19 protein-coding genes and 2 pseudogenes are annotated in these 20,091 nt (G+C 74.1%); 13 read left to right on the forward strand and 8 right to left on the reverse strand.

Going from position 1 to position 20,091, the window contains the following annotated elements; genetic code table 11:
• Positions 1-457 precede the first annotated feature (457 nt).
• The 3 genes from ACWCYY_RS26755 (at position 458) to ACWCYY_RS26765 (ending at position 2,596) form a co-directional block, all read left to right on the forward strand.
• Positions 458-1,096, forward strand: coding sequence for a hypothetical protein (locus ACWCYY_RS26755; RefSeq protein ID WP_449797496.1), 639 nt, complete (start codon positions 458-460; stop codon positions 1,094-1,096).
• Between the two features lie 33 nt (positions 1,097-1,129).
• On the forward strand, positions 1,130-1,741 hold the full coding sequence (locus tag ACWCYY_RS26760; RefSeq protein WP_449797497.1) for a DUF7691 family protein: 612 nt from the start codon (positions 1,130-1,132) through the stop codon (positions 1,739-1,741).
• Between the two features lie 69 nt (positions 1,742-1,810).
• The gene (locus ACWCYY_RS26765; RefSeq protein WP_449797498.1) at positions 1,811-2,596 is read left to right on the forward strand and encodes a GNAT family N-acetyltransferase; all 786 of its coding nucleotides are present in this window, start codon (positions 1,811-1,813) and stop codon (positions 2,594-2,596) included.
• An 84-nt stretch (positions 2,597-2,680) separates the two neighbouring features.
• Here the strand turns inward: ACWCYY_RS26765 and ACWCYY_RS26770 are convergent, their stop codons facing one another.
• Entirely contained in the window at positions 2,681-4,873 is a 2,193-nt protein-coding gene (locus ACWCYY_RS26770; RefSeq protein ID WP_449797499.1) for an MMPL family transporter, read from the reverse strand.
• 283 nt (positions 4,874-5,156) lie between these two features.
• Here ACWCYY_RS26770 and ACWCYY_RS26775 point away from each other — a divergent pair, with 283 nt between their 5' ends.
• The 5 genes and pseudogenes from ACWCYY_RS26775 to ACWCYY_RS26795 all read left to right on the forward strand — a co-directional run.
• Positions 5,157-6,362, forward strand: a complete 1,206-nt coding sequence (locus ACWCYY_RS26775) for a sensor histidine kinase (protein WP_380149219.1) — start codon at positions 5,157-5,159, stop codon at positions 6,360-6,362.
• Positions 6,359-7,057, forward strand: a complete 699-nt coding sequence (locus ACWCYY_RS26780) for a response regulator (RefSeq protein WP_380149221.1) — start codon at positions 6,359-6,361, stop codon at positions 7,055-7,057. Before ACWCYY_RS26775 ends, ACWCYY_RS26780 begins: the two co-directional genes overlap by 4 nt.
• A gap of 81 nt (positions 7,058-7,138) precedes the next feature.
• On the forward strand, positions 7,139-8,131 hold the full coding sequence (locus ACWCYY_RS26785) for a DUF4190 domain-containing protein (RefSeq protein ID WP_449797500.1): 993 nt from the start codon (positions 7,139-7,141) through the stop codon (positions 8,129-8,131).
• A 258-nt stretch (positions 8,132-8,389) separates the two neighbouring features.
• A pseudogene (locus ACWCYY_RS26790) lies at positions 8,390-8,929 on the forward strand (carbohydrate binding domain-containing protein); the annotation flags it as partial.
• A 219-nt stretch (positions 8,930-9,148) separates the two neighbouring features.
• Positions 9,149-10,108 (forward strand): annotated as a pseudogene (locus ACWCYY_RS26795) (chitinase); the annotation flags it as partial.
• Positions 10,109-10,191: 83 nt separating this feature from the next.
• On the opposite strand, the gene ACWCYY_RS26800 reads toward ACWCYY_RS26795, so the two are convergent.
• A complete protein-coding gene (locus tag ACWCYY_RS26800; RefSeq protein ID WP_380149225.1) occupies positions 10,192-10,653 on the reverse strand; it encodes a MarR family winged helix-turn-helix transcriptional regulator in 462 nt (153 codons plus the stop codon).
• Between the two features lie 86 nt (positions 10,654-10,739).
• Here ACWCYY_RS26800 and ACWCYY_RS26805 point away from each other — a divergent pair, with 86 nt between their 5' ends.
• Positions 10,740-11,222 (forward strand): SgcJ/EcaC family oxidoreductase, encoded by a 483-nt coding sequence (locus tag ACWCYY_RS26805; RefSeq protein ID WP_449797501.1) that lies wholly within the window; start codon positions 10,740-10,742, stop codon positions 11,220-11,222.
• On the opposite strand, the gene ACWCYY_RS26810 is transcribed toward ACWCYY_RS26805, so the two are convergent.
• Positions 11,201-12,889: an exosporium protein gene (locus ACWCYY_RS26810; protein WP_449797502.1), complete on the reverse strand. Its 1,689-nt coding sequence runs from the start codon at positions 12,887-12,889 to the stop codon at positions 11,201-11,203. The genes ACWCYY_RS26805 and ACWCYY_RS26810 overlap by 22 nt on opposite strands.
• Positions 12,890-13,077: 188 nt before the next feature.
• Between ACWCYY_RS26810 and ACWCYY_RS26815 the strand changes: the two genes are divergently transcribed.
• Complete coding sequence (locus ACWCYY_RS26815) at positions 13,078-13,629, forward strand: mycothiol transferase (RefSeq protein ID WP_449797503.1); 552 nt, start codon at positions 13,078-13,080, stop codon at positions 13,627-13,629.
• Between the two features lie 157 nt (positions 13,630-13,786).
• Here the strand turns inward: ACWCYY_RS26815 and ACWCYY_RS26820 are convergent, their stop codons facing one another.
• From ACWCYY_RS26820 to ACWCYY_RS26835, 4 genes are all read right to left on the reverse strand, one after another.
• Positions 13,787-14,953: an alpha-hydroxy-acid oxidizing protein gene (locus tag ACWCYY_RS26820; RefSeq protein WP_449797504.1), complete on the reverse strand. Its 1,167-nt coding sequence runs from the start codon at positions 14,951-14,953 to the stop codon at positions 13,787-13,789.
• Between the two features lie 132 nt (positions 14,954-15,085).
• Positions 15,086-16,003, reverse strand: coding sequence for a DUF6891 domain-containing protein (locus tag ACWCYY_RS26825; protein ID WP_449797505.1), 918 nt, complete (start codon positions 16,001-16,003; stop codon positions 15,086-15,088).
• 33 nt (positions 16,004-16,036) lie between these two features.
• Positions 16,037-16,996: a M56 family metallopeptidase gene (locus tag ACWCYY_RS26830; RefSeq protein WP_380149237.1), complete on the reverse strand. Its 960-nt coding sequence runs from the start codon at positions 16,994-16,996 to the stop codon at positions 16,037-16,039.
• Between the two features lie 7 nt (positions 16,997-17,003).
• On the reverse strand, positions 17,004-17,438 hold the full coding sequence (locus ACWCYY_RS26835; RefSeq protein ID WP_449797506.1) for a BlaI/MecI/CopY family transcriptional regulator: 435 nt from the start codon (positions 17,436-17,438) through the stop codon (positions 17,004-17,006).
• 166 nt (positions 17,439-17,604) lie between these two features.
• Here ACWCYY_RS26835 and ACWCYY_RS26840 point away from each other — a divergent pair, with 166 nt between their 5' ends.
• From ACWCYY_RS26840 to ACWCYY_RS26850, 3 genes are read left to right on the forward strand one after another with little or no spacing between them, the layout of a single operon-like run.
• The gene (locus ACWCYY_RS26840) at positions 17,605-18,180 is read left to right on the forward strand and encodes a TerD family protein (protein WP_380149241.1); all 576 of its coding nucleotides are present in this window, start codon (positions 17,605-17,607) and stop codon (positions 18,178-18,180) included.
• Positions 18,181-18,217: 37 nt separating this feature from the next.
• A complete protein-coding gene (locus tag ACWCYY_RS26845; RefSeq protein WP_449797507.1) occupies positions 18,218-18,802 on the forward strand; it encodes a TerD family protein in 585 nt (194 codons plus the stop codon).
• Positions 18,803-18,841: 39 nt separating this feature from the next.
• On the forward strand, positions 18,842-19,297 hold the full coding sequence (locus ACWCYY_RS26850) for a tellurite resistance TerB family protein (protein ID WP_449797508.1): 456 nt from the start codon (positions 18,842-18,844) through the stop codon (positions 19,295-19,297).
• 125 nt (positions 19,298-19,422) lie between these two features.
• Here ACWCYY_RS26850 and ACWCYY_RS26855 read toward each other — a convergent pair whose 3' ends face one another.
• Complete coding sequence (locus tag ACWCYY_RS26855) at positions 19,423-20,091, reverse strand: HAD family hydrolase (RefSeq protein ID WP_380149249.1); 669 nt, start codon at positions 20,089-20,091, stop codon at positions 19,423-19,425.

The following is a 20,091-nucleotide window of genomic DNA, read 5'->3' on the forward strand; positions in this document are numbered from 1 at the left end:
CGGCCTGTCGGTCCGTCAGACCTGGTACGGGGCGCGCCGACCGACCTCCCAGCTGGTCGAGCAGGGCGGCTCGGGCGGAGCCCTGGTCCAGCGCCGCGGCTTCGGCTACGCCGCCCGCGGCGGACCGGTCGGGGTCGAGGACCGCCTGGCCGGCCCCCACACCCTGACCTGGGAGCACGAGGGCCACCACCCGCTGGCCCAGGCCGAGGCGATCGTCACCGGCGGCGCCGAGGAGCGACCGACGCTTCTTCGCCATCGTCACCGACCTGGTCGACACCCCGACCGAACTCATCGACGAGAACGGTGCGGTGACCTGGCGCGCCCGCTCCACCCTGTGGGTCAGCACCACGTACACGCCGCTGCGGTTCCCCATCCCGGGCGCCCTGCTCGGTGATCCGGAGAGCAATACAATTCCCGGCAGCGGCAGCGGCCGCTCCGAGGAGGAGGCCCCCGCCGGATGGAGAAGGAACGGCACATGCCCACGGACGGCGAACTCGCGGACTCCGGAGGGGACTTCCTCGACGAGGTCCTCAGCGAGGAGGAAGAGGCGCTCCTCGACGAACGGGACCGGATCGACTCCCGCCCGGGGGACGATCCGGCCCCGCCGCCCGGGCTGAGCCGCTTCCTGATCGAGCTCGACGGTTCGGCGGAGGAGTACGCGGCGCGTCTGCGCGCCGTGCTGGGCGCCGCCCTGGACCGCTCGGTGCTGGAGGGCCGGATCGACTCCCAGGTCGTCCCGCGCCCGGTCCCGGACTGGTTCACCGCCGCCTGCGCGGGGGACGGGCCGGTGCCGGACTTCGCGCGCGCCGGAGCCTCGCACTACACCGAGGCCGGCCACGGCAACGGCTGGTCCCTGGACAACTGGCTCTGGCGCTTCGAGCTCGACTGCCCCTTCCGCACCTGGTCCTGGTGGGACGTCACCCACACCGCCCCCGGCACCCTCTCCCTCTGGCTCGACGCCCACGGCGAGGACGCCTTCGCCGCCGACGACCTCCGCTGGGCCGCGTACACCGCCGGCGCCCGCACCGTCACCGGCCCGACCCACCACCGCCTCCCGTCCTGGCGGGCCGAACCCTCGGCGGGGGTGCCGGTCTGACGGGGTGTCGGAGGGGGTGGATAGCGTGGCGGCATGAGTTCTTCGCTGAGTGTGTACCTGCTCGACATCGAGGCCACCCGCGCGCTGGTCGGTTCCGGCGACGAGGGGTTGGTGGAGGCCGTGCGGGGCGGCTTCGGGCGGGAGTTGGCGGCGGACGACGAGTGGTTCTCGTCGGAGATCGCGGACGGCGCGCCGACGGCCCTGGAGGCCCTGCGGGCGGTGGTGAACGGGGGGCCGTTCACCGGGCCCGGCCAGTACGCGTTCCAGTACGGCTACGCGTACAAGCGGCTCTGCTCGCTGACCGGGAGCTTCCTCGACAACTCCTCGTTCTCCCCGTTCCGGGGCTCCTGGCTGGAGATGGTCGACGAGGGCCTGCGGGCGCTGCGGATCACGGCGGTCTCGGTGGCCGAACTCGGCTACTACGACGGACTGCCGAAGCCGATCCCGCACTACGAGCTGCCGCGCTGCGGCGAGTGGACGCACGAGGAGTGCCTGGCGGCGCTGGAGCAGTTCGAGCAGACCAAGCGGGACGGCCACGCCCCGCCGCTGGAGCCGGAGGTGGTCGAGGCGGTCATGGACGTGATCGGCTGGCTGCGCGGTGCGCAGGCCCGGCCCGGCTTCGGCGTGGTGGGCTTCGTCTCCTGACGTCCGGGTTCCGTAACAGCGGGCGGTCGCTCACGGAGCACGGGCACGACGGCTCCTAGGGTGCTGGGCATGGGACTTTCTGATGCTGATGTCGCTGCCGCGAGCGCTGCCTGGGTGTGGCGGCCGGAGAACGCCGAGGTCATCGGGACGGACGAGTACCGGATGGTGCGGCTGCCCGACTACTACGACTTCGACCTCTCGGTGGTGTCGTTCACGCCGTACGGACCGCTGGGGGAGGCGGTCGACCGGGTCGTCGGGCGGGCGCGGGAGGTCGGGGTGCCGGTGCTGGACTGGCAGGTGCTGATCGGCCACCCCGCGGGCCTGGCGGAGGAGTTGGCGGCCCGGGGCGGGCGGGTGAAGCTGGACCTGGAGGTCCTGGCGGCGGACTTGGGCCAGGGTGCGCCCCAGCTCCGGGAGCCGGAGGCCGAGGTCGAGCTGCGGTGGGCGACCGACGCGGACACCTCGCGGGACGGGGCCGCGGTGGCGGTGACCGGATTCGGCGGCGAGCTGCCGCCGGAGGACCGGATCGTGGCCGCCGCGGAGCGGAACGGGCGGACGGTCACGGCGGGGGAGGGCGGCACCCTGGTCGCGTACGTCGACGGCGAGGCCGCCGGGACGGCCGGGCTCGAACTGGTCGACGGGGTGGCCCGGTTGACGGGCGGCGTGGTGGCGCCGGCCCGGCAGCGGCGGGGTGTCTACCGGGCGCTGCTGGCCGCCCGGCTCGCGTACGCGGCGGAGCACGGGGCGCGGATGGTGCTGGTGAAGGCCAACCCGGCCAGCTCGGGGCCGATCCTGCGGCGGGCGGGCTTCACGGGGTACGGCCAGGAGCCGGTGTACGCCGTGCCGTTGGCGTAGCGGGGCCGGGGCCGCCCGACGGGTGGAGCCCGACACCCGGGTCGTGCAGGGGTGTCGGGCTCCGGCCGGTGGCCGTCGGTCGCCTCAGTAGCGGTGGGCGTACTCGGCGGCCGGGTGGACCGTGGCCTCGTCCGTCACCGCCGGTGCCGGGCGGCGCAGCGGCCACCAGAGGGAGCGGCCCAGCAGGGCGGCGAGGGCGGGGACCAGGGCGAGGGAGAGGACGAAGGCGGAGAGCAGGATCCCGAGGGTCAGGGCGAAGGCGACCTGGGCGCTGCCCGGGGTGGTGGCCAGGGAGGCGAAGGAGCCGGCCAGGACCAGCCCGGCGGTGGCGATCGCGGGGGTGGTGTGGCGGACGGCGCGGGCCACCGCGGCGCGGGCGGGGCCGGGCCGGTGCATCTCCTCGCGGATGCGGTCGGTGATGAGGATGTTGTAGTCCGTGCCGAGGGCCACCACGAAGAGGAAGAGGACGAGCGGGAGCGTGAAGGAGACGCCCGGTTCGCCGAGGCCGTGCTGGAAGAGCAGCGTGGAGGCGCCGAGGGTGGCGGCGAAGCCGAGGCCGACCGCGAGCATCAGGACGACCGGGGCGAGCAGGCTGCGCAGCAGGAGGAGCAGGATCAGGCCGATCAGCGCGGCCGCGACCGGGAAGACCAGCCGGAGGTCGCGGTCGACCGCGTCGGACACGTCGGCGAAGACGGCCGCCGTACCGCCCACGTGGGCCTCGGTGCCCGCCGGGGTGTGGGCCGAGACGGTGGCGCGGACCGGGCCGGAGGCCAGCTCGCGGGCGCGGGCGCTCTGCGCGTCGACGGTCAGGTAGAGGTCGATCCGGGCGGCCCGGCCGTCGGGGGAGAGCACCGGCCGGGCGACCTGGCCGACGCCCTCCGTACCGGACAGGGCCTTTGACAGACCGTCGAGGCCCGCGGGGGCCAGGGCCGGGCCGGTGACGTAGACGCTGGTGGGGTCGGAGACGCCGGCCGGCAGGGCGCGGGCGATCTCGGCGGCGGTGGCGGCGGCCGGGGTGGTCGAGGTGGCGCCGCCCTGGCCGTAGTCCATCCGGATGCCGACCACACCGGCGGCCAGCGCGGTGAGCAGGGCGATCGAGCCGAGCAGCACGGTCAGCGGCCGGCGGGCCACCAGCAGGCCGAAGCGCTCGGCGGTGGAGCCCGGGGCGGGGTCGCGGCGCAGGGCGCGCGAGGGCCAGAACAGCTTCCGCCCGCAGGCGGCCAGCATCGCCGGCATCAGGGTGAGGCTGCCCAGCAGCATCACCAGCACCGCGACGGCGATCGCCGGGCCGAGCGAGCGGAACTGCCCGAAGCTCGCCACGCCGAGCGTGGCGAAGGCGGCGACGATGGTGAGCGCGGCGGAGGTGATGGCGGTGCCGACCCGGCCGGAGACCTCGGCGGCGGCCTCCCGGGCGGGCCGGTCGGGGCGGGCGCGCAGCTGCTCGCGGAAGCGGAAGAGCAGGAAGAGCAGGTAGTCCACGCCGATCCCGAGCAGCACCACCGAGATCAGGCCGGGCGTGCTCGCGTCCAGTCGAAGGCCCGTCAGGATGGCCATGCCGGCCACCGCCCCGGTGGCCACACCACCGATGAAGGAGACCGCGAGCAGCGGCAGCACGGCGGCCAGCACGCTGCGGAAGACCAGCACGTTGAGCAGCACGATCAGGCCGACCACCAGGGCGCCGCCGACCACGGTGGCGGTCCGGTTGGCCTCGGTGGTGTCGGAGGTCTCGGCGAGCGCGCCGGTGAAGCCGCTGCGCAGGCCGTCGGCGGCGAAGCGGGCGGTGGCGTGGTCGCGGAAGGCGCGGAAGACCTTCTGCACGCCCTCGTCGGCCTGGCTGCCCGTCAGCTCCACGGTGAGCAGGTCGAAGGAGCCGTCGGGCGCCCGGACGGCCGGGGCGACCCGGGGGGTCTGCGAGCGGTCCGGGACCAGCAGGGCGGGCTCGTCCTTCTCGCGCGGCATCTCCACCCGGTGCGCGGCCAGCTCCGCCGAGCGCGCCGTGACCCGCTCGTGGTCGGCGGCGGTCAGCGGCTTGCCGTCGGCCCGGGCGACCAGGACGGTCACCGTGGTGGCGTCCGGCCGCAGCCCGAAGTGCTCCTCGGCGATCCGCAGCGCCGCGGCCGAGTCGTAGCTCCGGGGCAGGAAGTCCCCGGTGCTGGACTGGGTGACGCGGGAGAGCAGCATCGGGCTGAGCAGGGTGAGGCCGATGCCCAGGACGACCCAGAAGGCGATCACCCGCCAGGGGTTCCTGGTCGAGTACCCGGTCAGTGCGCGGATCACGTGTTCCTCCGGCGGACCGCCTGGCGCGGCCCGTTTCGTGTGCTGGTGCCGGGGGTTCCCGGTCTGCTCACAGCTCATCAGCCGGGAGGGGCCCCGGGCGTCGTGGCGGCGGACGATCCGTGACGGGGCCTCAGCTCCCCGGGGCGGGGCGCACCCGGGACCGTGGTCCTGGTCCGGCGGCCCGGTGATCGGCCGCGGGGACCATGCCCGCCGCTCCGGGGCCCTGACAGAATGAGGGCATCGGCGCTGATCAGCGCGGTTGAGTCGGCATGGAAGGACGGACATGGGCGTGCGGGCACACTTCGGGCCGCCCCCCGGGGGCGCGGCGCAGGCCGAGGGGGTGCCCTGGACGCACACCGACGCCTTGGTGGCCGCCGGGGCGTGCGCGCTCAACGTGCTCAGCTACGTGTTCTTCGGCGACCCCACCGGCGAGCACCAGGTGAGCGTGGCCGGCCTGCTCCTGATCGCGGTGGCCGCACTGCCGCTGCTCTTCCGCCGTAGCCACCCGCTGCCGGTGCTGGCCGTCGTGGTGCTGCTGGACGTGCTGTCCACCCTGCTGCTGCGGCTGCCCACCCACTTCGGCGCCGCCCTGATCGTCAGCGTGTACTCGGTGGCCCGGGCCTGCCCGCGCCGGGTGACGGCGGCCGCGGCCGTGACCGCGGCGGCGCTGCTCTCCTGGAGCCAGGCGTACGGTCGCACCGTCTCCTGGCAGGAGGGCATCAGCCCGGTGCTCTCGGTGCTGTTCGTGGTCGGCGGCGCCCTGGCGGTGAACCGCTGGCAGCGCGAGGTGGCGGCCAACCGGCAGCTGCTCGCCGACCGCGCGGTGGCCGACGAACGCCGGCGGATCGCCCGGGAGCTGCACGACATCGTGGCCCACCACATCACCACCATGCAGCTGATGGCCGGCGGCGCCCGGGCCAACCTGGCCAACCCCGAGGTGGCCCGCGACGCCCTGGTCACCCTGGAGTCCTCCGGACGCCTCGCGCTGCGCGAGATGCGTCAGCTGCTCAACGTGCTGCGCACCGGCGACGAACCGGACGACGCCCCGTCAGCTCCCCAGCCCGGGGTGGAGGACCTCGACCGGCTGGTGGCCGAGTCCGACCGGGCCGGGCTGCCGACCGTGCTCACGGTCGAGGGCGCGCGCCGCCCGCTGCCGCCGACCGTCGGCCTGACGGTGTACCGGATCGTCCAGGAGGCGCTGACCAACGCCCGCAAGCACGCGGGGCCGGCCCGTGCCGAGGTGCGGCTGACGTACCGTCCGGAGTCGATGGGCGTGGAGGTCCGCGACGACGGCGAGGGCTCGGTGCCGGGGGCGGCGGTACCGGGCGGCCACGGCCTGGTCGGGATGCGGGAGCGGGTCGCCCTGCACGGCGGCACCCTGACGGCCGGTCCGCTCCCCGAGGGCGGCTTCGCCGTCCTCGCCGACCTACCGCTGAGCCCGGCCGAGACCGCCGAGGCCGCCGTCCAGAACGGGCAGGAGAACCGATGACCGAGGAGCGGGCGATCAGGGTCCTGATCGCCGACGACCAGCCGCTGGTGCGGCGCGGACTCTCGCTGATCCTCTCGCCCGACCCCTCCTTCGAGGTGGTCGGCGAGGCCGAGGACGGCGAGCAGGCCGTCGCCCGGGCGCGGGAGCTGCGCCCCGACGTGGTGGTGATGGACATCCGGATGCCCGTGCTGGACGGCGTCGGCGCCACCGAGCGGCTGGCCGCGGAGCTGCCCGGGGTGCGGGTGCTGGCGCTCAGCACCTTCGACATGGACGAGTACGTGGTGGCCGCGCTGCGCGCCGGCGCGTACGGCTTCCTGCCCAAGGACGTCTCCCCGGAGGACCTGGCCGCCGCGATCCGGACCGTCCACGCCGGCGAGGCGGTGGTGGCCCCCCGGCTGCTCACCCGGCTGATCTCCAGTCACGTCCGGGCCTCGCCCGCCGCCGCGGTGGCGGTGGCCCCGGCGGAGGGCGGTGCGGCCGGGGAGCTGACGCCCCGTGAGGTGGAGGTCTGGCGCCTGATCGCCGGGGGGCTGGACAACGCCGCCATCGCGCAGGCGCTGGAGATCAGCCAGTCCACCGTGAAGAACTACATCACCAGCATCTTCGGCAAGCTGGACGTCCGGGACCGCGCCCAGGCGGTGATCGCGGCGTACGAGTCGGGCCTGGTCACCGCCCGGACGGGCGGCGGAGGTTAATCGAAGGCGGAGGGCCAGGGCACCCGGATATCGTCGCGGGGCCGCGTACCAGCGGACCCCTGCCCACGAGGAGCCCCGGCGTTGTCTTCGGTCCCCGACCAGCAGTCCAGCCCCGCCACCGAGACGGCCGCCCGGGAGTACCCGCCCGCGCCGGGGAAGGATCGCGGGGCCACCGCCGCCCTGGTGGCCGGCGCCCTCGGCTTCACCGGGATCGGGGTGGTGGCGGGCATCGTGCTCGGGGTGCTCGCGCTGCGCAGGATCGGCAACAACCCCTGGCTGGGCCGGAGCCGGGCGATCCTGGGGCTGTGCCTGTCCGGCTTCTGGATCCTGGCGCTCTCGCTGGTCGTGCCGCAGGTGCTGGGCATCGCGCAGGGCAACGGCAAGGTGCTCGTCGGAGAGCTGACCACGGGTCAGTGCGTGGTGGAGCTCGGGATGGACGGGCCGGTCCCCCGGACCGTCACCGTGGTGCCCTGTGACCGGCCGCACCGGACCGAGGTCACCGGGCCGGCCAACCTGCCGACCGCCGGCGGGTACCCCGAGGACGCGGTGGTCCGGCGGAACTGCCTCGCCGTCCACCACGACTACGTGCTCGACCAGGCGGCGCTGCCCGAGGGCGTCGAGCCGGGGTACGTCGGCCCGGTCGACGGCAAGCGGGCACTCTGCCTGGTCCAGTCCCCGGAGCTCCGGACCGGTTCGGTCCGCCAGGATCCGGCGTCCTTCTCGGCCGAGCAGAACGCCTACTTCGCCGCCTCCCGCAGCGTCGAACAGGCCCTGGTGCTGGCGCCGGAGAAGCGGGCCGACGAGGCGCCGGAGCAGTACCGCGCCTGGGCCCAGCAGCTGGTCACCGCCACCGACAGCACGCTGCTGGTGCTCGACCGGACGGACTGGAGCGCCCCGCTGCGGCCCGCCGTCGCCAAGTACCGGGGCGAGGTCGAGCAGCTGGCCCGGTGGGCCGCGATCCAGCGGGCCGACCCGCGGACCGAGGCGGCCAGGGCCGCCGCCGGAGGGCCGGCCGGCCCCGGCTTCGGGGGCGCCGGCCGCGAGCTGCGCACCGCCCTCGGGCTGAAGGGCTGAGGCTCGGTCCCGCCAACGGCCCCCGGGCCCGGCGTTCCTGACGGAGTGCCACCCGGGCAGGGGGTCGGGGCGGGGGATCGTCCGAGCTCGCGGGGGCGTGCGCCGGGTGATTGGTCCAGACCTATTGACGTGCCCTTTCCGGCGCTCCTACGATCCGGACCGGCACATCCCCACATGTCCCCCCACCTCACCCATGCCCGGGCGTCGCGCCCCCACGCGTCGACAGTTCCACGACGCCCGGCGGGAAGGGAGCACACCATGTTCCGTCGGAGGTCCCGTACTCCGCGTCCGTCGGGCGGCCCCGGCCCCGGGGCGGAGCGCGCGCCGCAGCCCACCCGGACCAGCCACGCCCGCCCCGCGCCGAACCTCGCCCGGCGCACCCTCGCGGGCGTCAGCGCCGCCGCGGTGGTCGGAGCCGGCCTCGTGGTGGCCGGCTCGGTCACCGCCGGGGCGGCGGCCCCCAACCTGGTGGCCAACCCCGGCTTCGAGAGCGGACTCTCCGGCTGGACCTGTACGGCCGGCTCCGGCGCGGCGGTCACCAGCCCGGTGCACGGCGGCAGTTCGGCGCTCAAGGCGGTGCCGAGCGGCCAGGACAGCGGGCAGTGCAGCCAGACCATCAGCGTGCAGCCCAACTCCCAGTACTCGCTGAGCGCCTGGGTCCAGGGCAGCTACGTCTACCTCGGCGCCACTGGCACCGGCCTGACCGGCACCACCTCCACCTGGACCCCGGGCAACGCCTCCTACGGCCAGCTCGCCGTCAACTTCGGCACCGGCGCGAGCACCACCTCGGTGACCATCTGGGTGCACGGCTGGTACGGCCAACCCGCCTACTACGCCGACGACTTCACCCTGACCGGCCCCGGCGGCTCCAGCCCCTCGCCGTCCACCAGCACGTCGACCAGCCCGTCCCCGTCGACCAGTCCGTCGACCAGTGCCTCGCCCTCGACGAGCCCGTCGACCTCGCCGTCCACCAGCCCGTCCACCTCGCCGTCGACCAGCCCCTCGCCGAGCGGCACCGGGGACACCTGCCCGACCAAGCCCAAGCCGTCCGGCAAGGTGCTGCAGGGCTACTGGGAGAACTGGGACGGCGCCTCCAACGGCGTTCACCCGGGCATGGGTTGGGTGCCGATCACGGACAGCCGGATCGCCGCGCACGGCTACAACGTCATCAACGCCGCCTTCCCGGTGATCCTCTCCGACGGCACCGTCCTGTGGCAGGACGGCATGGACGCGGGCGTCAAGGTCTCCACCCCCGCCGAGATGTGCCAGGCCAAGGCGGCCGGCGCGACGCTGCTGATGTCGATCGGCGGCGCCGCCGCCGGCATCGACCTGAGCTCCAGCACGGTGGCCGACAAGTTCGTGGCCACGGTGGTGCCGATCCTGAAGAAGTACAACTTCGACGGCATCGACATCGACATCGAGACCGGCCTGTCCGGCAGCGGCAGCATCACCTCGCTCTCGGCCTCCCAGTCCAACCTGATCCGCATCATCGACGGCGTGCTCGCCCAGATGCCGGCCGGCTTCGGCCTGACCATGGCGCCGGAGACCGCGTACGTCACCGGCGGCAGCGTCACCTACGGCTCGATCTGGGGCTCGTACCTGCCGATCATCAAGAAGTACGTCGACAACGGCCGCCTGTGGTGGCTCAACATGCAGTACTACAACGGCAGCATGTACGGCTGCGCCGGTGACTCCTACCAGGCCGGCACGGTCGAGGGCTTCACCAAGCAGACCCAGTGCCTGAACAACGGCCTCACCATCCAGGGCACCACCATCAAGGTCCCCTACGACAAGCAGGTCCCCGGCCTCCCGGCCCAGCCCGGCGCCGGTGGCGGCTACATGGCCCCCAGCCTGGTCAGCCAGGCCTACGGCTCCTTCAGCGGCCAGCTCAAGGGCCTGATGACCTGGTCCATCAACTGGGACGGCTCCAAGGGCTGGTCCTTCGGCGACAACGTCAAGGCCCTGCAAGGTCGTTGACCTGCCCTGACCCACCCTGATCGGACCCCCTGCGCCCCGGTCACCGGCCCCAACCGGTGACCGGGGCGCAGGGCTGTCCGGGTTCACCCGGAGCGGCGGATCTCCTCGGTGGCCTCGCGGAAGGCGGGGGCGGCGTGGCTGAAGTAGTCGAACAGGACGGCGCGTTGCTCGGGGGTGTAGCGGTCGAGGACCCGGGCGAGGTGGTGGCGGGTCGGGGTGACGGCCTCGGCGATGCGGGGGAGTGACTCGGGGACGGGTTCGACCACCACCTTGCGGCGGTCGGCCGGGTCGGTGGCGCGGCGGACGAATCCGGCCCGCTCCAGGCGGTCGATCAGGCGGGTGGTGGCGCCGGTGGTGAGACCGGTCAGGGTGGAGAGCTCCCCGGAGGTGAGGCCGCCGGCGAGGGCGAGCCGGCTGAAGGCGTACCACTCCGAGGGCTGGAGGCCGACCGCGGCGGCGGCGGCCATCGCGTTGAGCCCCACCGCGTCCAGGTAGGCGCGGAAGGTCTCGTGTTCGTCGCCCGGTGCGGGCTGGGCGGTTGCCATGGCGAGGTACTCCCCTTACATTTATCTGCATGCGCGCAGATATTGCATCTGTGCAGCCATCTCAGCCTATCCCGGAAGGGGCCGTCATGACCACGCACAGCACCGACCGCCAGCCCGTCACCGAGGTCCTCGCCCGGCTGGTCGACGCCTGGGCCCGCCACGACGCCGACGCCTACGGCGCCGAGTTCACCGAGGACGCCGACTACGTCACCTACGTCGGCACCCACTACCGGGGCCGCCGCGACATCGTGGAGAGCCACCGCGCCCTGTTCGCCGGCTTCCTCAAGGGGACCCGGCTGGCCGACGAACTCGTGGACGTCCGCTTCCCCGCCCCCGGCCTCGCCGTGGTCACCTCGCGGGGCGACACGTACAAGGGCGCCGCCCCGAAGGGGAAGCTGACGAAGGTTCAGACCTACACCCTGGTGCGCGGCGAGGACGGCCGCTGGCGGGTGGCCGCCTTCCAGAACACCAAGCGCAGGCCCCTGATGGAGGCCGTCTCCTTCCGCTTCGCCCCCGGCCTGGTGCCGGCCGCCGCCCGGCCGGGCGGTCAGGCCAGCGAGAGGCAGTAGGCGTACGGGGTGATCGCGAAGGTGGCGCCCGTCGCGGAATTCTGCTGGAACGAGACGCGCCAGGAGTTGGCGGTGAGGTCGGCCTGGCTCTCCCAGAACCAGAAGTCGGGCACGAGGGTCTGGTTGGCCCGGGTGCCGTGGCTGAACCCACCACCCACCACGGTGGACCCGGTCGGGCACTGGGCGGTGCCCGTGACGGAGGCGTCCTTGGTGGCGGACAGCGTGACCTGCGTTCCGGTCACCTGGCGGACCACCGGGTTCTTCACCGGCCCGGGGTCGCCCTTCGGCCCCTGCGCACCGGTGTCACCCTTGGGGCCCTGAGCGCCCTGAGCGCCCTGAGCGCCCTGAGCTCCGGCGGCTCCGGTGTCGCCCTTCGCGCCCTGCGCCCCTTGCGCCCCGGCGGGGCCGGTCGCGCCGGTGTCACCCTTGGGCCCTTGGGCTCCCGCCGCCCCCGTGGCTCCGGAGTCGCCGGCGTCGCCCTTCACACCCTGCGGCCCGGTGTCCCCCTTCGGCCCCTGCGGTCCCGTGTCGCCCTTGGCGCCGGTGTCCCCCTTCGGCCCCTGAGGGCCGACTACACCCTCGACACCGGGCTCGCCCTTGTCACCCTTGGGGCCCTGAGTTCCGGTCGCGCCGGTGTCGCCCTTGGCGCCTTGGGCGCCCTGTGCCCCGGCGGGGCCTGTGTCGCCCTTCAGGCCCTGAGGGCCGGCAGCTCCGGTGTCGCCCTTGTCCCCCGGGGCACCGGGTGCGCCTTGGACGCCGGGCGCGCCCTGGGCCCCGATGTCGCCCTTGGGGCCTTGGGCGCCGGTCGGGCCCGTCTCGCCCTGCGGACCCACCGCCCCGGTAGCCCCGGTCGGTCCCTGCGCGCCGGTGGCTCCGGTGTCGCCCTTGGGCCCTTGCGCTCCGGCGGAGCCCGTCGCCCCGGGCTCGCCCTGCGGTCCCTGTGCGCCGACTGACCCAGCGTCGCCCTTGGGGCCCTGGGCTCCTGTGGCTCCTGTGGCTCCGGTGGCTCCGGTGTCGCCCTTCGGGCCCGTCGCGCCTGTCTCGCCCTGAGGACCCACCGCCCCGGTAGCTCCGGTCGGTCCCTGGGCTCCGGTGGCTCCGGTGTCGCCCTTGGCGCCGGCCGGTCCGGTCTCGCCTCGTGGTCCTGCTGCGCCCGCCTCGCCCTGGGGGCCCTGGGCGCCGGTCGCGCCCGCGTCGCCCTTCTGGCCCGGCGCGCCGGCTGACCCGGCGTCACCCTTCGCGCCCTGGGGACCCGCAGGACCCGCCGGGCCGGTCTCGCCCCTCGGCCCCGCCTGGCCGGTGGCTCCGGTGTCGCCCTTCGCGCCCGCCTCGCCCTTGGCGCCGGTGTCGCCCTTGGGCCCGGTCTTGGCACTGCCGCTGCCTCCGGCGTCGCCCCCGTCGGCGTCGCAGAAGGCTACCGGGGCCGAGTTCTTGACGAACCGTGCGCTCATCCATCCGTCGCGGTTCGCCAGGCGGTACCAGAGGTCGTTGCCGTCCACCTTCTCGCCGTGCACCTTGCAGGCCAGCCGGACCTTCGCGCCGGTGGCGTACTCGCCGATGGACTTCGACTTGGTCGTCGGCTTCTCCCGCACCTTCTGGCCGATGCGCGAGGTCACCTTGCCGTCCGCGATGCGCGCCGTGGACTGGGCGACGGGTGCTGTGACCAATGAGGTCGCGATCCCTACGGCGATCGTCGTGAGAACGGCTTTCCTGGTGACGGCCACTCTGTTCCTCCTCGGTTACGCGCGACGTCCGGCGGAACGAGGATTGATCTCGGATCGGCGGCCCCCGCCCCGACGCACCCATGCCGTGCCCCCGAATAGCGAATTCGGAGTAGCCACTAGAGTCCTGACGCATGATCGAGTTCACTGCGGAGACCTGGCCCGACCCCCCGCTCGCCGGCACCGAGGCGGCGGCCGTCCTGGGTGCACTGGAGCGGCAGCGGGCGACGCTGGCCTGGAAGACCTCGGGGCTGGACGCCGCCGGACTGCGGGCCACCCTCGGCGCGTCCACCGTCACCCTGGGCGGGCTGCTCAAGCACCTGGCGCACATCGAGGACAGCCACTTCGCCCGCCTCTGGCTCGGCGTGCCCGTCGGCGCACCCTGGGACGCCGTCGACTGGGAGGCCACCCCCGACTGGGACTACCGCTCCGCCGCCGAGGACACCCCCGAGCAGCTGTACACGCTCTGGCAGGAGGCGACCGCCCGCTCCCGGGCCGTCGTCGACGCGGCCCTCGCCGGGGGCGGTCTGGAGCAGCTCGGTGCCTTCACCGCTCGCAACGGCGAGCGCCCCAACCTCCGCCGCATCCTGCTGGACCTCGTCGAGGAGTACGCCCGCCACGTCGGCCACGCCGACCTGATCCGCGAGTCCGTCGACGGTCTCACCGGCGAGGACCCGTCGTTCTGAGCGCTCGGCGGGTCGACGCCGCCCGGAGTGGTCGTGACGGGTCGGAGAGCCACTGGTGGGGTTCGCGGGGGCGGTGAGCCGAAGCGGTCGGTCGGCCGGGCAGGGCCACCCGGCGGAGCTCCGTCCCGGAGGTCCGGTACGGGGTCCCGACGGTGCGTCAGATCCGGCGCAGGGCACCCTCGGCCCGCAGGTCGGCGAGGGTCGGGTAGCCGTCGACGGCCATGATCAGGTCGGCCTCGGCGAGCAGCGAGCGCAGGACGTGGACGACGCCGTCGGTGCCGCCCAGGGCCAGGCCGTAGGCGTAGGGGCGTCCGACGCCGACGGCGGTGGCGCCGAGGGCCAGGGCCTTGACCACGTCGGCGCCGGAGCGGACGCCGGAGTCGAAGAGGACCGGCAGCCCGCCGGCGGCCTCGACCACGCCCGGCAGGGCGTCCAGGGCCGGCAGGCCGCCGTTGGCCTGCCGGCCGCCGTGGTTGGAGCAGTAGACGCCGTCCACGCCGCCGTCGCGGGCCCGGCGGACGTCCTCGGGGTGCTGGAGGCCCTTGAGGACGATCGGCAGGTCGGTGAGCGAGCGCAGCCAGGGCAGGTCGTTCCAGGTGAGCGGGTTGCCGAACAGGCCGACCCACTCCAGGATCGCGGCGCCCGGGTCCTCCTCGGGGGCCTTGGCGAGGCGGGCCCGGAAGACCGGATCGCTGGTGTAGTTGGCCAGGCAGTGGCCGCGCAGCTGGGGAAAGTTGGAGGTGGCGAGGTCGCGGGGGCGCCAGCCGGTGACCCAGGTGTCGAGGGTGACCACGATGCCGCGGTAGCCGGCCGCCTCCGCGCGGTGCACCAGGCTCTCGGCCAGTGCGCGGTCGGTGGGGGTGTAGAGCTGGAAGAAGCCGGGAGTGTCGCCGAACTCGGCGGCCACCTCCTCCAGCGGATCCACCGTCAGGGTCGACGCCACCATCGGGACCCCGGTGCGGGCTGCGGCGCGGGCCGTGGCCAGGTCGCCGTGGCCGTCCTGCGCGCACAGCCCGATCACCCCGACCGGCGCCATGAAGAGCGGTGAGGGCAGCCGCAGCCCGAAGAGCTCGACCGAGAGGTCCCGCTCCACCGCGCCGACCATCATCCTGGGCACCAGGCCCCAGTGCCCGAAGGCCTCGACGTTGGCCCGCTGGGTGGACTCGTCGCCCGCCCCGCCCGCCACGTAGGAGAGCACCGAGGGCGCCAGCGCACCGGCCGCCCTCGCCTCCAGCTCCCCGAAGGTCATCGGCAGCGTCGGCAGCACGCCACCCAGGCCGTTGAGGTAGATCTCGTTCTGGTAGTCCCCGAAACGCGTGGTCATCGCTCTCGACTCCCTCTGACGGGCGATCAGTTGGCGTACTGCTGCTGGAACTGCTCGATCACCCCGGCGGAGATCTGGGTGGCGAGGCTACCCCGGGTCGGGTCGGATCGAAAGCGGGTCCCGGCCACAGCGCTAGCCCACCAGGCGGCGGCGCCAGTCGAGCGGGGTGACGGTGAGGGCGCGCTCCCGGGTGCCGTCCCAGTCGGTGCGGAGGCCGACCCCCTGGAGGGCGGCCACCACCTCGTGGCCGACGTCGAGGGTGGTCGTGTCCGAGCCCTCGAAGGCGCCGTAGTGCAGCGTCAGGCCGTGTCCGGCGGCGGCGTGCTCGGTGCTCTGGGCGTGGAAGTAGACGAAGCCGCGCGCTTCGGCGGGGGCCACGCCGCCGATCTCGGCATGGCCACAGCTGCCGCAGCAGGCGAAGTTCTCGCGGGCGGTGATGCCGCTGCGCTCCAGGGCGGCGAAGGCCCGGGCCAGCCGCTCCGGGTCGGTCTCGCCCTGCCAGGCGGACTGCTCCCCGACGCGCTCCAGCCAGAGCCGCCTCGCCAGGGCCCTGGCCTGCGCGGGGGAGACGGGACGGCGTTCGGCGGTGATCAGGTGGTCCTCGGCGAGCTCGGCGAGCCCGTCCAGGTCGGTGTATCCGGCGGCCAGTTCGAGCCGGAGCCGGTCCTCCAGGAGGGTGCGGTCCGCCTCGCTCAGGTCGAGCGGCGGCGCCTCCGGGGCGGGCGCGAACTCCAGCCGCTCCCACGTCCGGCCCGCGTCCCAACCCGTCTCCTGCCGGGCCCAGCCGGTCAGGGCGGCCGCCACCGCCTCCGGGGTGTCGAACAGCGCCCCGAAGTGCCGCTCCGGCGTGCCGTCGCGGTGCTCCAGCGCGTAGACGTCACCCGTCCGGTGCCAGACCTGCGCGAAGACGTCGGGCAGGTCCGGTGCCCGTTGCAGCACCAGGAAGTTGTCCTCGTCCGCGCCGATCCGCGCCACCAGCGCGGCCAGCTCCTCGGCGGTCGGCCGGACCAGCCGCGCCCCGCCCTCGGTCCGTACCGTGATCTCCAGCATGGGCAGACTCTGGCACGCCGCACTGACGCCCGGTCAGCCGGCCCCGATCCCGTGGCTGGCGGTCGCGGTGTGCAGGATCAGCAGCAGGGCCGCCGAGGCGTTGAGGCAGGACATCGCCGAGACCGTGGTGCCGGCCGCCGCGACCAGGGCGGCGAGGCCGGCCGGGCTGGCGGCCGGGGGCCAGTGGCGGACGAGCGGGCCGGGGGCCAGCAGTGCGGCGACCCGGCGCGGGACGGGGCCGGGGGCGGCGAAGTGGGCGAGGGCGGTGGGGGCCTGCGGCCGGGGGAGGGCGAGCGAGGCGCGGCCGACGGCGCGGGCGACCAGGCGGCGGTCGCCGACGGCCTCGGCGGCCTCCTCGTCGGCCCAGCGTTCGGCGGCGAAGACCACGGCGTCGCGCAGCGGGGCCAGGAAGGGGTTCACGGCGGCGGCGAGCCGGACGGTGAGCAGGTGGCGGTGGTGACCGCCCGTCAGGTGGGCCCGTTCGTGGGCGTACAGGGCGCGCCGCTCGTCCTGGTCGAGGTGGTCGAGCATCGCGGTGGAGACCACGATCCGCCCCCGCCCCCGGCGGCCGGGGACGGCGTAGGCGTACGGGGCCTCGTCGTCCAGCACGGCCAGCTCGTCGGCGCTGCCCAGCGGCGCCAGTGCCCAGCGGGCCCGGAGGCGGCCGCGCAGGTGGCGGCCGAGGGTGACGGCGGCGGTCACCAGGACCACGGCGAGGGCGACGATCGAGCCGGTGCCGACCGCCTCGTCCCAGGGCACGGCGGCCCGGACCTCCGGGTCGGCCCAGGCGTCCGGCAGCGGGTTGCCCGGGATCTGGGCGGTGCCGACCACGCCGAGCAGGCCGAGGCAGAGGGTGGAGCAGAGGGCCAGCACGCCGCTGATCCAGCTGAGCAGCCGGGTGGTGGTGCGCGGGTGCAGGTGCTGCTCGGCGAGCCGCGCGATCGGCAGCGCGGTCAGCGGCAGGATCAGGGGGAGGAAGACGAAGACGCCCACGGTGTGCTCAACTCCCGTTCGAGGGAGGGGAGTCGGAGGCGAGGAGGGCGCGGATCAGCTGCTCGTCGTCGGCCGAGAGGGCGGTGACGAAGCTGGCCAGCACGGCCTGCCGGTCGCTCTCGGCGTCCAGCATCCGCCGCATCCGCAGGGCGGCCAGTCCGGCCCCGTCGGCGGCGGGGGTGAAGAGGTAGGCGCGGCCGTCGCGGACCCGGGTGACGGCCTTCTTCTCGTGCAGCCGGGTCAGGATGGTGATCACGGTGGAGTAGGCGAGCTCGCCGTCGAAGTGCTCCTGCACCCACGCGGCGGAGGCGGGCCGGCCGGCGCGGTGCAGCACGTGCAGGATCTGCGACTCCAGCTCGCCCTGCGCGCGCCGGCGCGGACGGCCGTCGTGGCCGCCGTGGTCCCGGGCGTGGCCGGGCTCGGGCTCGGTGTCTCGCACCATCGGTCCTCCTCGGGCACGTCGCGGCGGTGTCGGCCGTTCATCGTAGCGAGACCGCGAACTGCGGCCTCCCCGCAGGGGATCTTACGGTCTCTTTACTTCTACATTGCTGTAGATTTAAAACACCGTCAGCTCCGCCGGCGGCACCACGACTCGAAGGAGACCGTTCATGGGCGTCAGCCTCAGCAAGGGTGGAAACGTCTCGCTCACCAAGGAGGCGCCCGGCCTGACCGCCGTCGTCATCGGCCTGGGCTGGGACGTGCGCTCGACCACCGGCACCGAATTCGACCTGGACGCCAGCGCCCTGCTGCTCGGCGAGGACGGCAAGGTCCGCTCCACCGGTGACTTCGTCTTCTTCAACAACCTCAAGAGCGGCGACGGCTCCGTCGAGCACACCGGCGACAACCGGACCGGCGAGGGCGACGGCGACGACGAGCAGCTGAAGGTCAACCTGGCCGCCGTCCCGGCCGACGTGCAGCGCGTCACCTTCCCCGTCTCGATCTACGACGGCGCCGGCCGCGGCCAGAACTTCGGCCAGGTCCGCAACGCCTTCATCCGGGTGGTCAACCAGGCCGGCGGCGCCGAGATCGCCCGCTACGACCTCTCCGAGGACGCCTCCACCGAGACCGCCATGGTCTTCGGCGAGCTGTACCGCAACGGCGCGGAGTGGAAGTTCCGCGCCATCGGGCAGGGTTACGCCTCGGGTCTGGCGGGAATTGCCCAGGACTTCGGCGTCGCACTCTGACCGCGCGCCGCAGCCGGCGAGAAGGGGCAGTAGCAGCATGAGCATCAACCTGAGGAAGGGCCAGGGCATCAGCCTGGCCAAGGCCGACGGCGGCGCGCTGAGCGTGGTCCGGATGGGCCTCGGCTGGCGGGCCGCCGCGCCCAAGGGCTTCTTCGCCAAGCTCACCGCCCGACCGATCGACCTGGACGCCTCCGCCGTGCTCTACAACAAGGGCGGCGGGCTGGTCGAGGTGGTCTACTTCCAGCAGCTCGTCAGCCGCGACGGCTCCGTCCGGCACAGCGGTGACAACCTGGTCGGCGGCAGCGGCGCGGGCGGCGACGACGAGACCATCGTGGTCGACCTGGCCCGGGTGCCCGCGACGGTCGAGCAGATCGTCTTCACGGTGAACTCCTTCACCGGGCAGACCTTCGAGCAGGTGCAGGACGCCTTCTGCCGTCTGGTGGACGAGTCCACCGGCACGGAGCTGGCCCGCTACACCCTCACCGGCGGCGGACCGCACACGGCCCAGATCATGGCCAAGGTCCGTCGCGAGGGCGGCGGTTGGACGTTCTCCGCGATCGGCGAACCCGCCCGCGGCCGCACCTTCCAGGACCTGATGCCGGCCATCGCCCCCCACCTGTAGCACGTAGCTCCGCACCACCCCGTATTGGAGACTTCACCGATGGCCCTGTGGGACCGCCTCAAGCAGTCCGCCCAGACCATGCAGACCCAACTCGAGAGCAAGAAGAACGAGTTGAAGAGCGGCGGCTTCCGCGACGCCTCGATGGCGATGTGCGCCCTGGTGGCCGCCGCGGACGGCTCGGTCGACCCGTCCGAGCGGCAGCGGGTGGCGGCGCTGATCGCCACCAACCCGGTGCTGCAGAACTTCGAGGCCGCGGACCTGCACCGCCGCTTCGACGACTACCTGACCACCGTCACCGCCGACTTCGAGCTCGGCAAGGTGACGCTGCTCCAGGTGATCGGCAAGGTCGCCAAGAAGCCCGTCGAGGCCCGCGCCGTCATCCAGATCGGCATCGTCATCGGCGGCGCCGATGGCGACTTCGACAAGACCGAGCAGGCGGTCGTCCGCGAGGCCTGCTTCGCACTGGCCGTCTCCCCGGAGGAGTTCGACCTCTGACCTCGCACGGCCCCGATGGGCGGCACCGGATCCTCCGGTGCCGCCCATCGCCGTCGCGCTGCCCGCGCGCCGCCGGTGCGTCGGAATCGTGTGGCGACGGCTCGGCCGGCGTCTCGGTCCGCCGCTCAGCCGGCCGCCGCGACGAGGGCGGGGAGTTCGCGCATGTCGGTGAAGACCGTGGTGGCCGGGCCCTCCAGCCAGGCGGCCGGGGTGAGGCCGCCCGCGTAGCCGAGGGAGCGCATGCCGGCCGCGCGGGCGGCGGCGACGCCGAAGCGGCTGTCCTCCACCACCAGGCAGCGGCCGGGCGGTACACCCAGAGTGGTGGCGGCGTGCAGGAAGAGGTCCGGGGCGGGCTTGCCGTTCGCCACCTCGCTCGCGCTGAAGATCCGGCCCTCGAAGCGGTGGTGCAGGCCGACCTGGCCGAGGGTCCTGCGCAGGCGCGGGTGGCTGCTGCTGGAGGCCACGCAGGTCGGCAGCGCGATCGCGTCCAAGGCCGCCTCTATGCCGTCCACGGGCGTCAGTTCGGTGGCGAAGGCCTCGTCGTAGAGCGGCTGGAACTCCGCGTCCCATCCCTCCGGCAGCGCCCGGCCGAGGTGCGCCTCGATCTCCGAGGTCATGTACGCGTGCGAGCGGCCGACGAACCGGTGGACGATCTCCTCCTCGCTCAACTCCCAACCGAGCGCGGCCAGTACCACCGCGTCCACCCGCACCGCGAGGCGTTCGCTGTCCAGCAGGACGCCGTCGCAGTCGAAGACGACGAGCTCGACCGGGCCGTGCGAGGGTTCGATGATCAT

The sequence above is a fragment of the Kitasatospora sp. NPDC001664 genome (genome assembly GCF_053596675.1).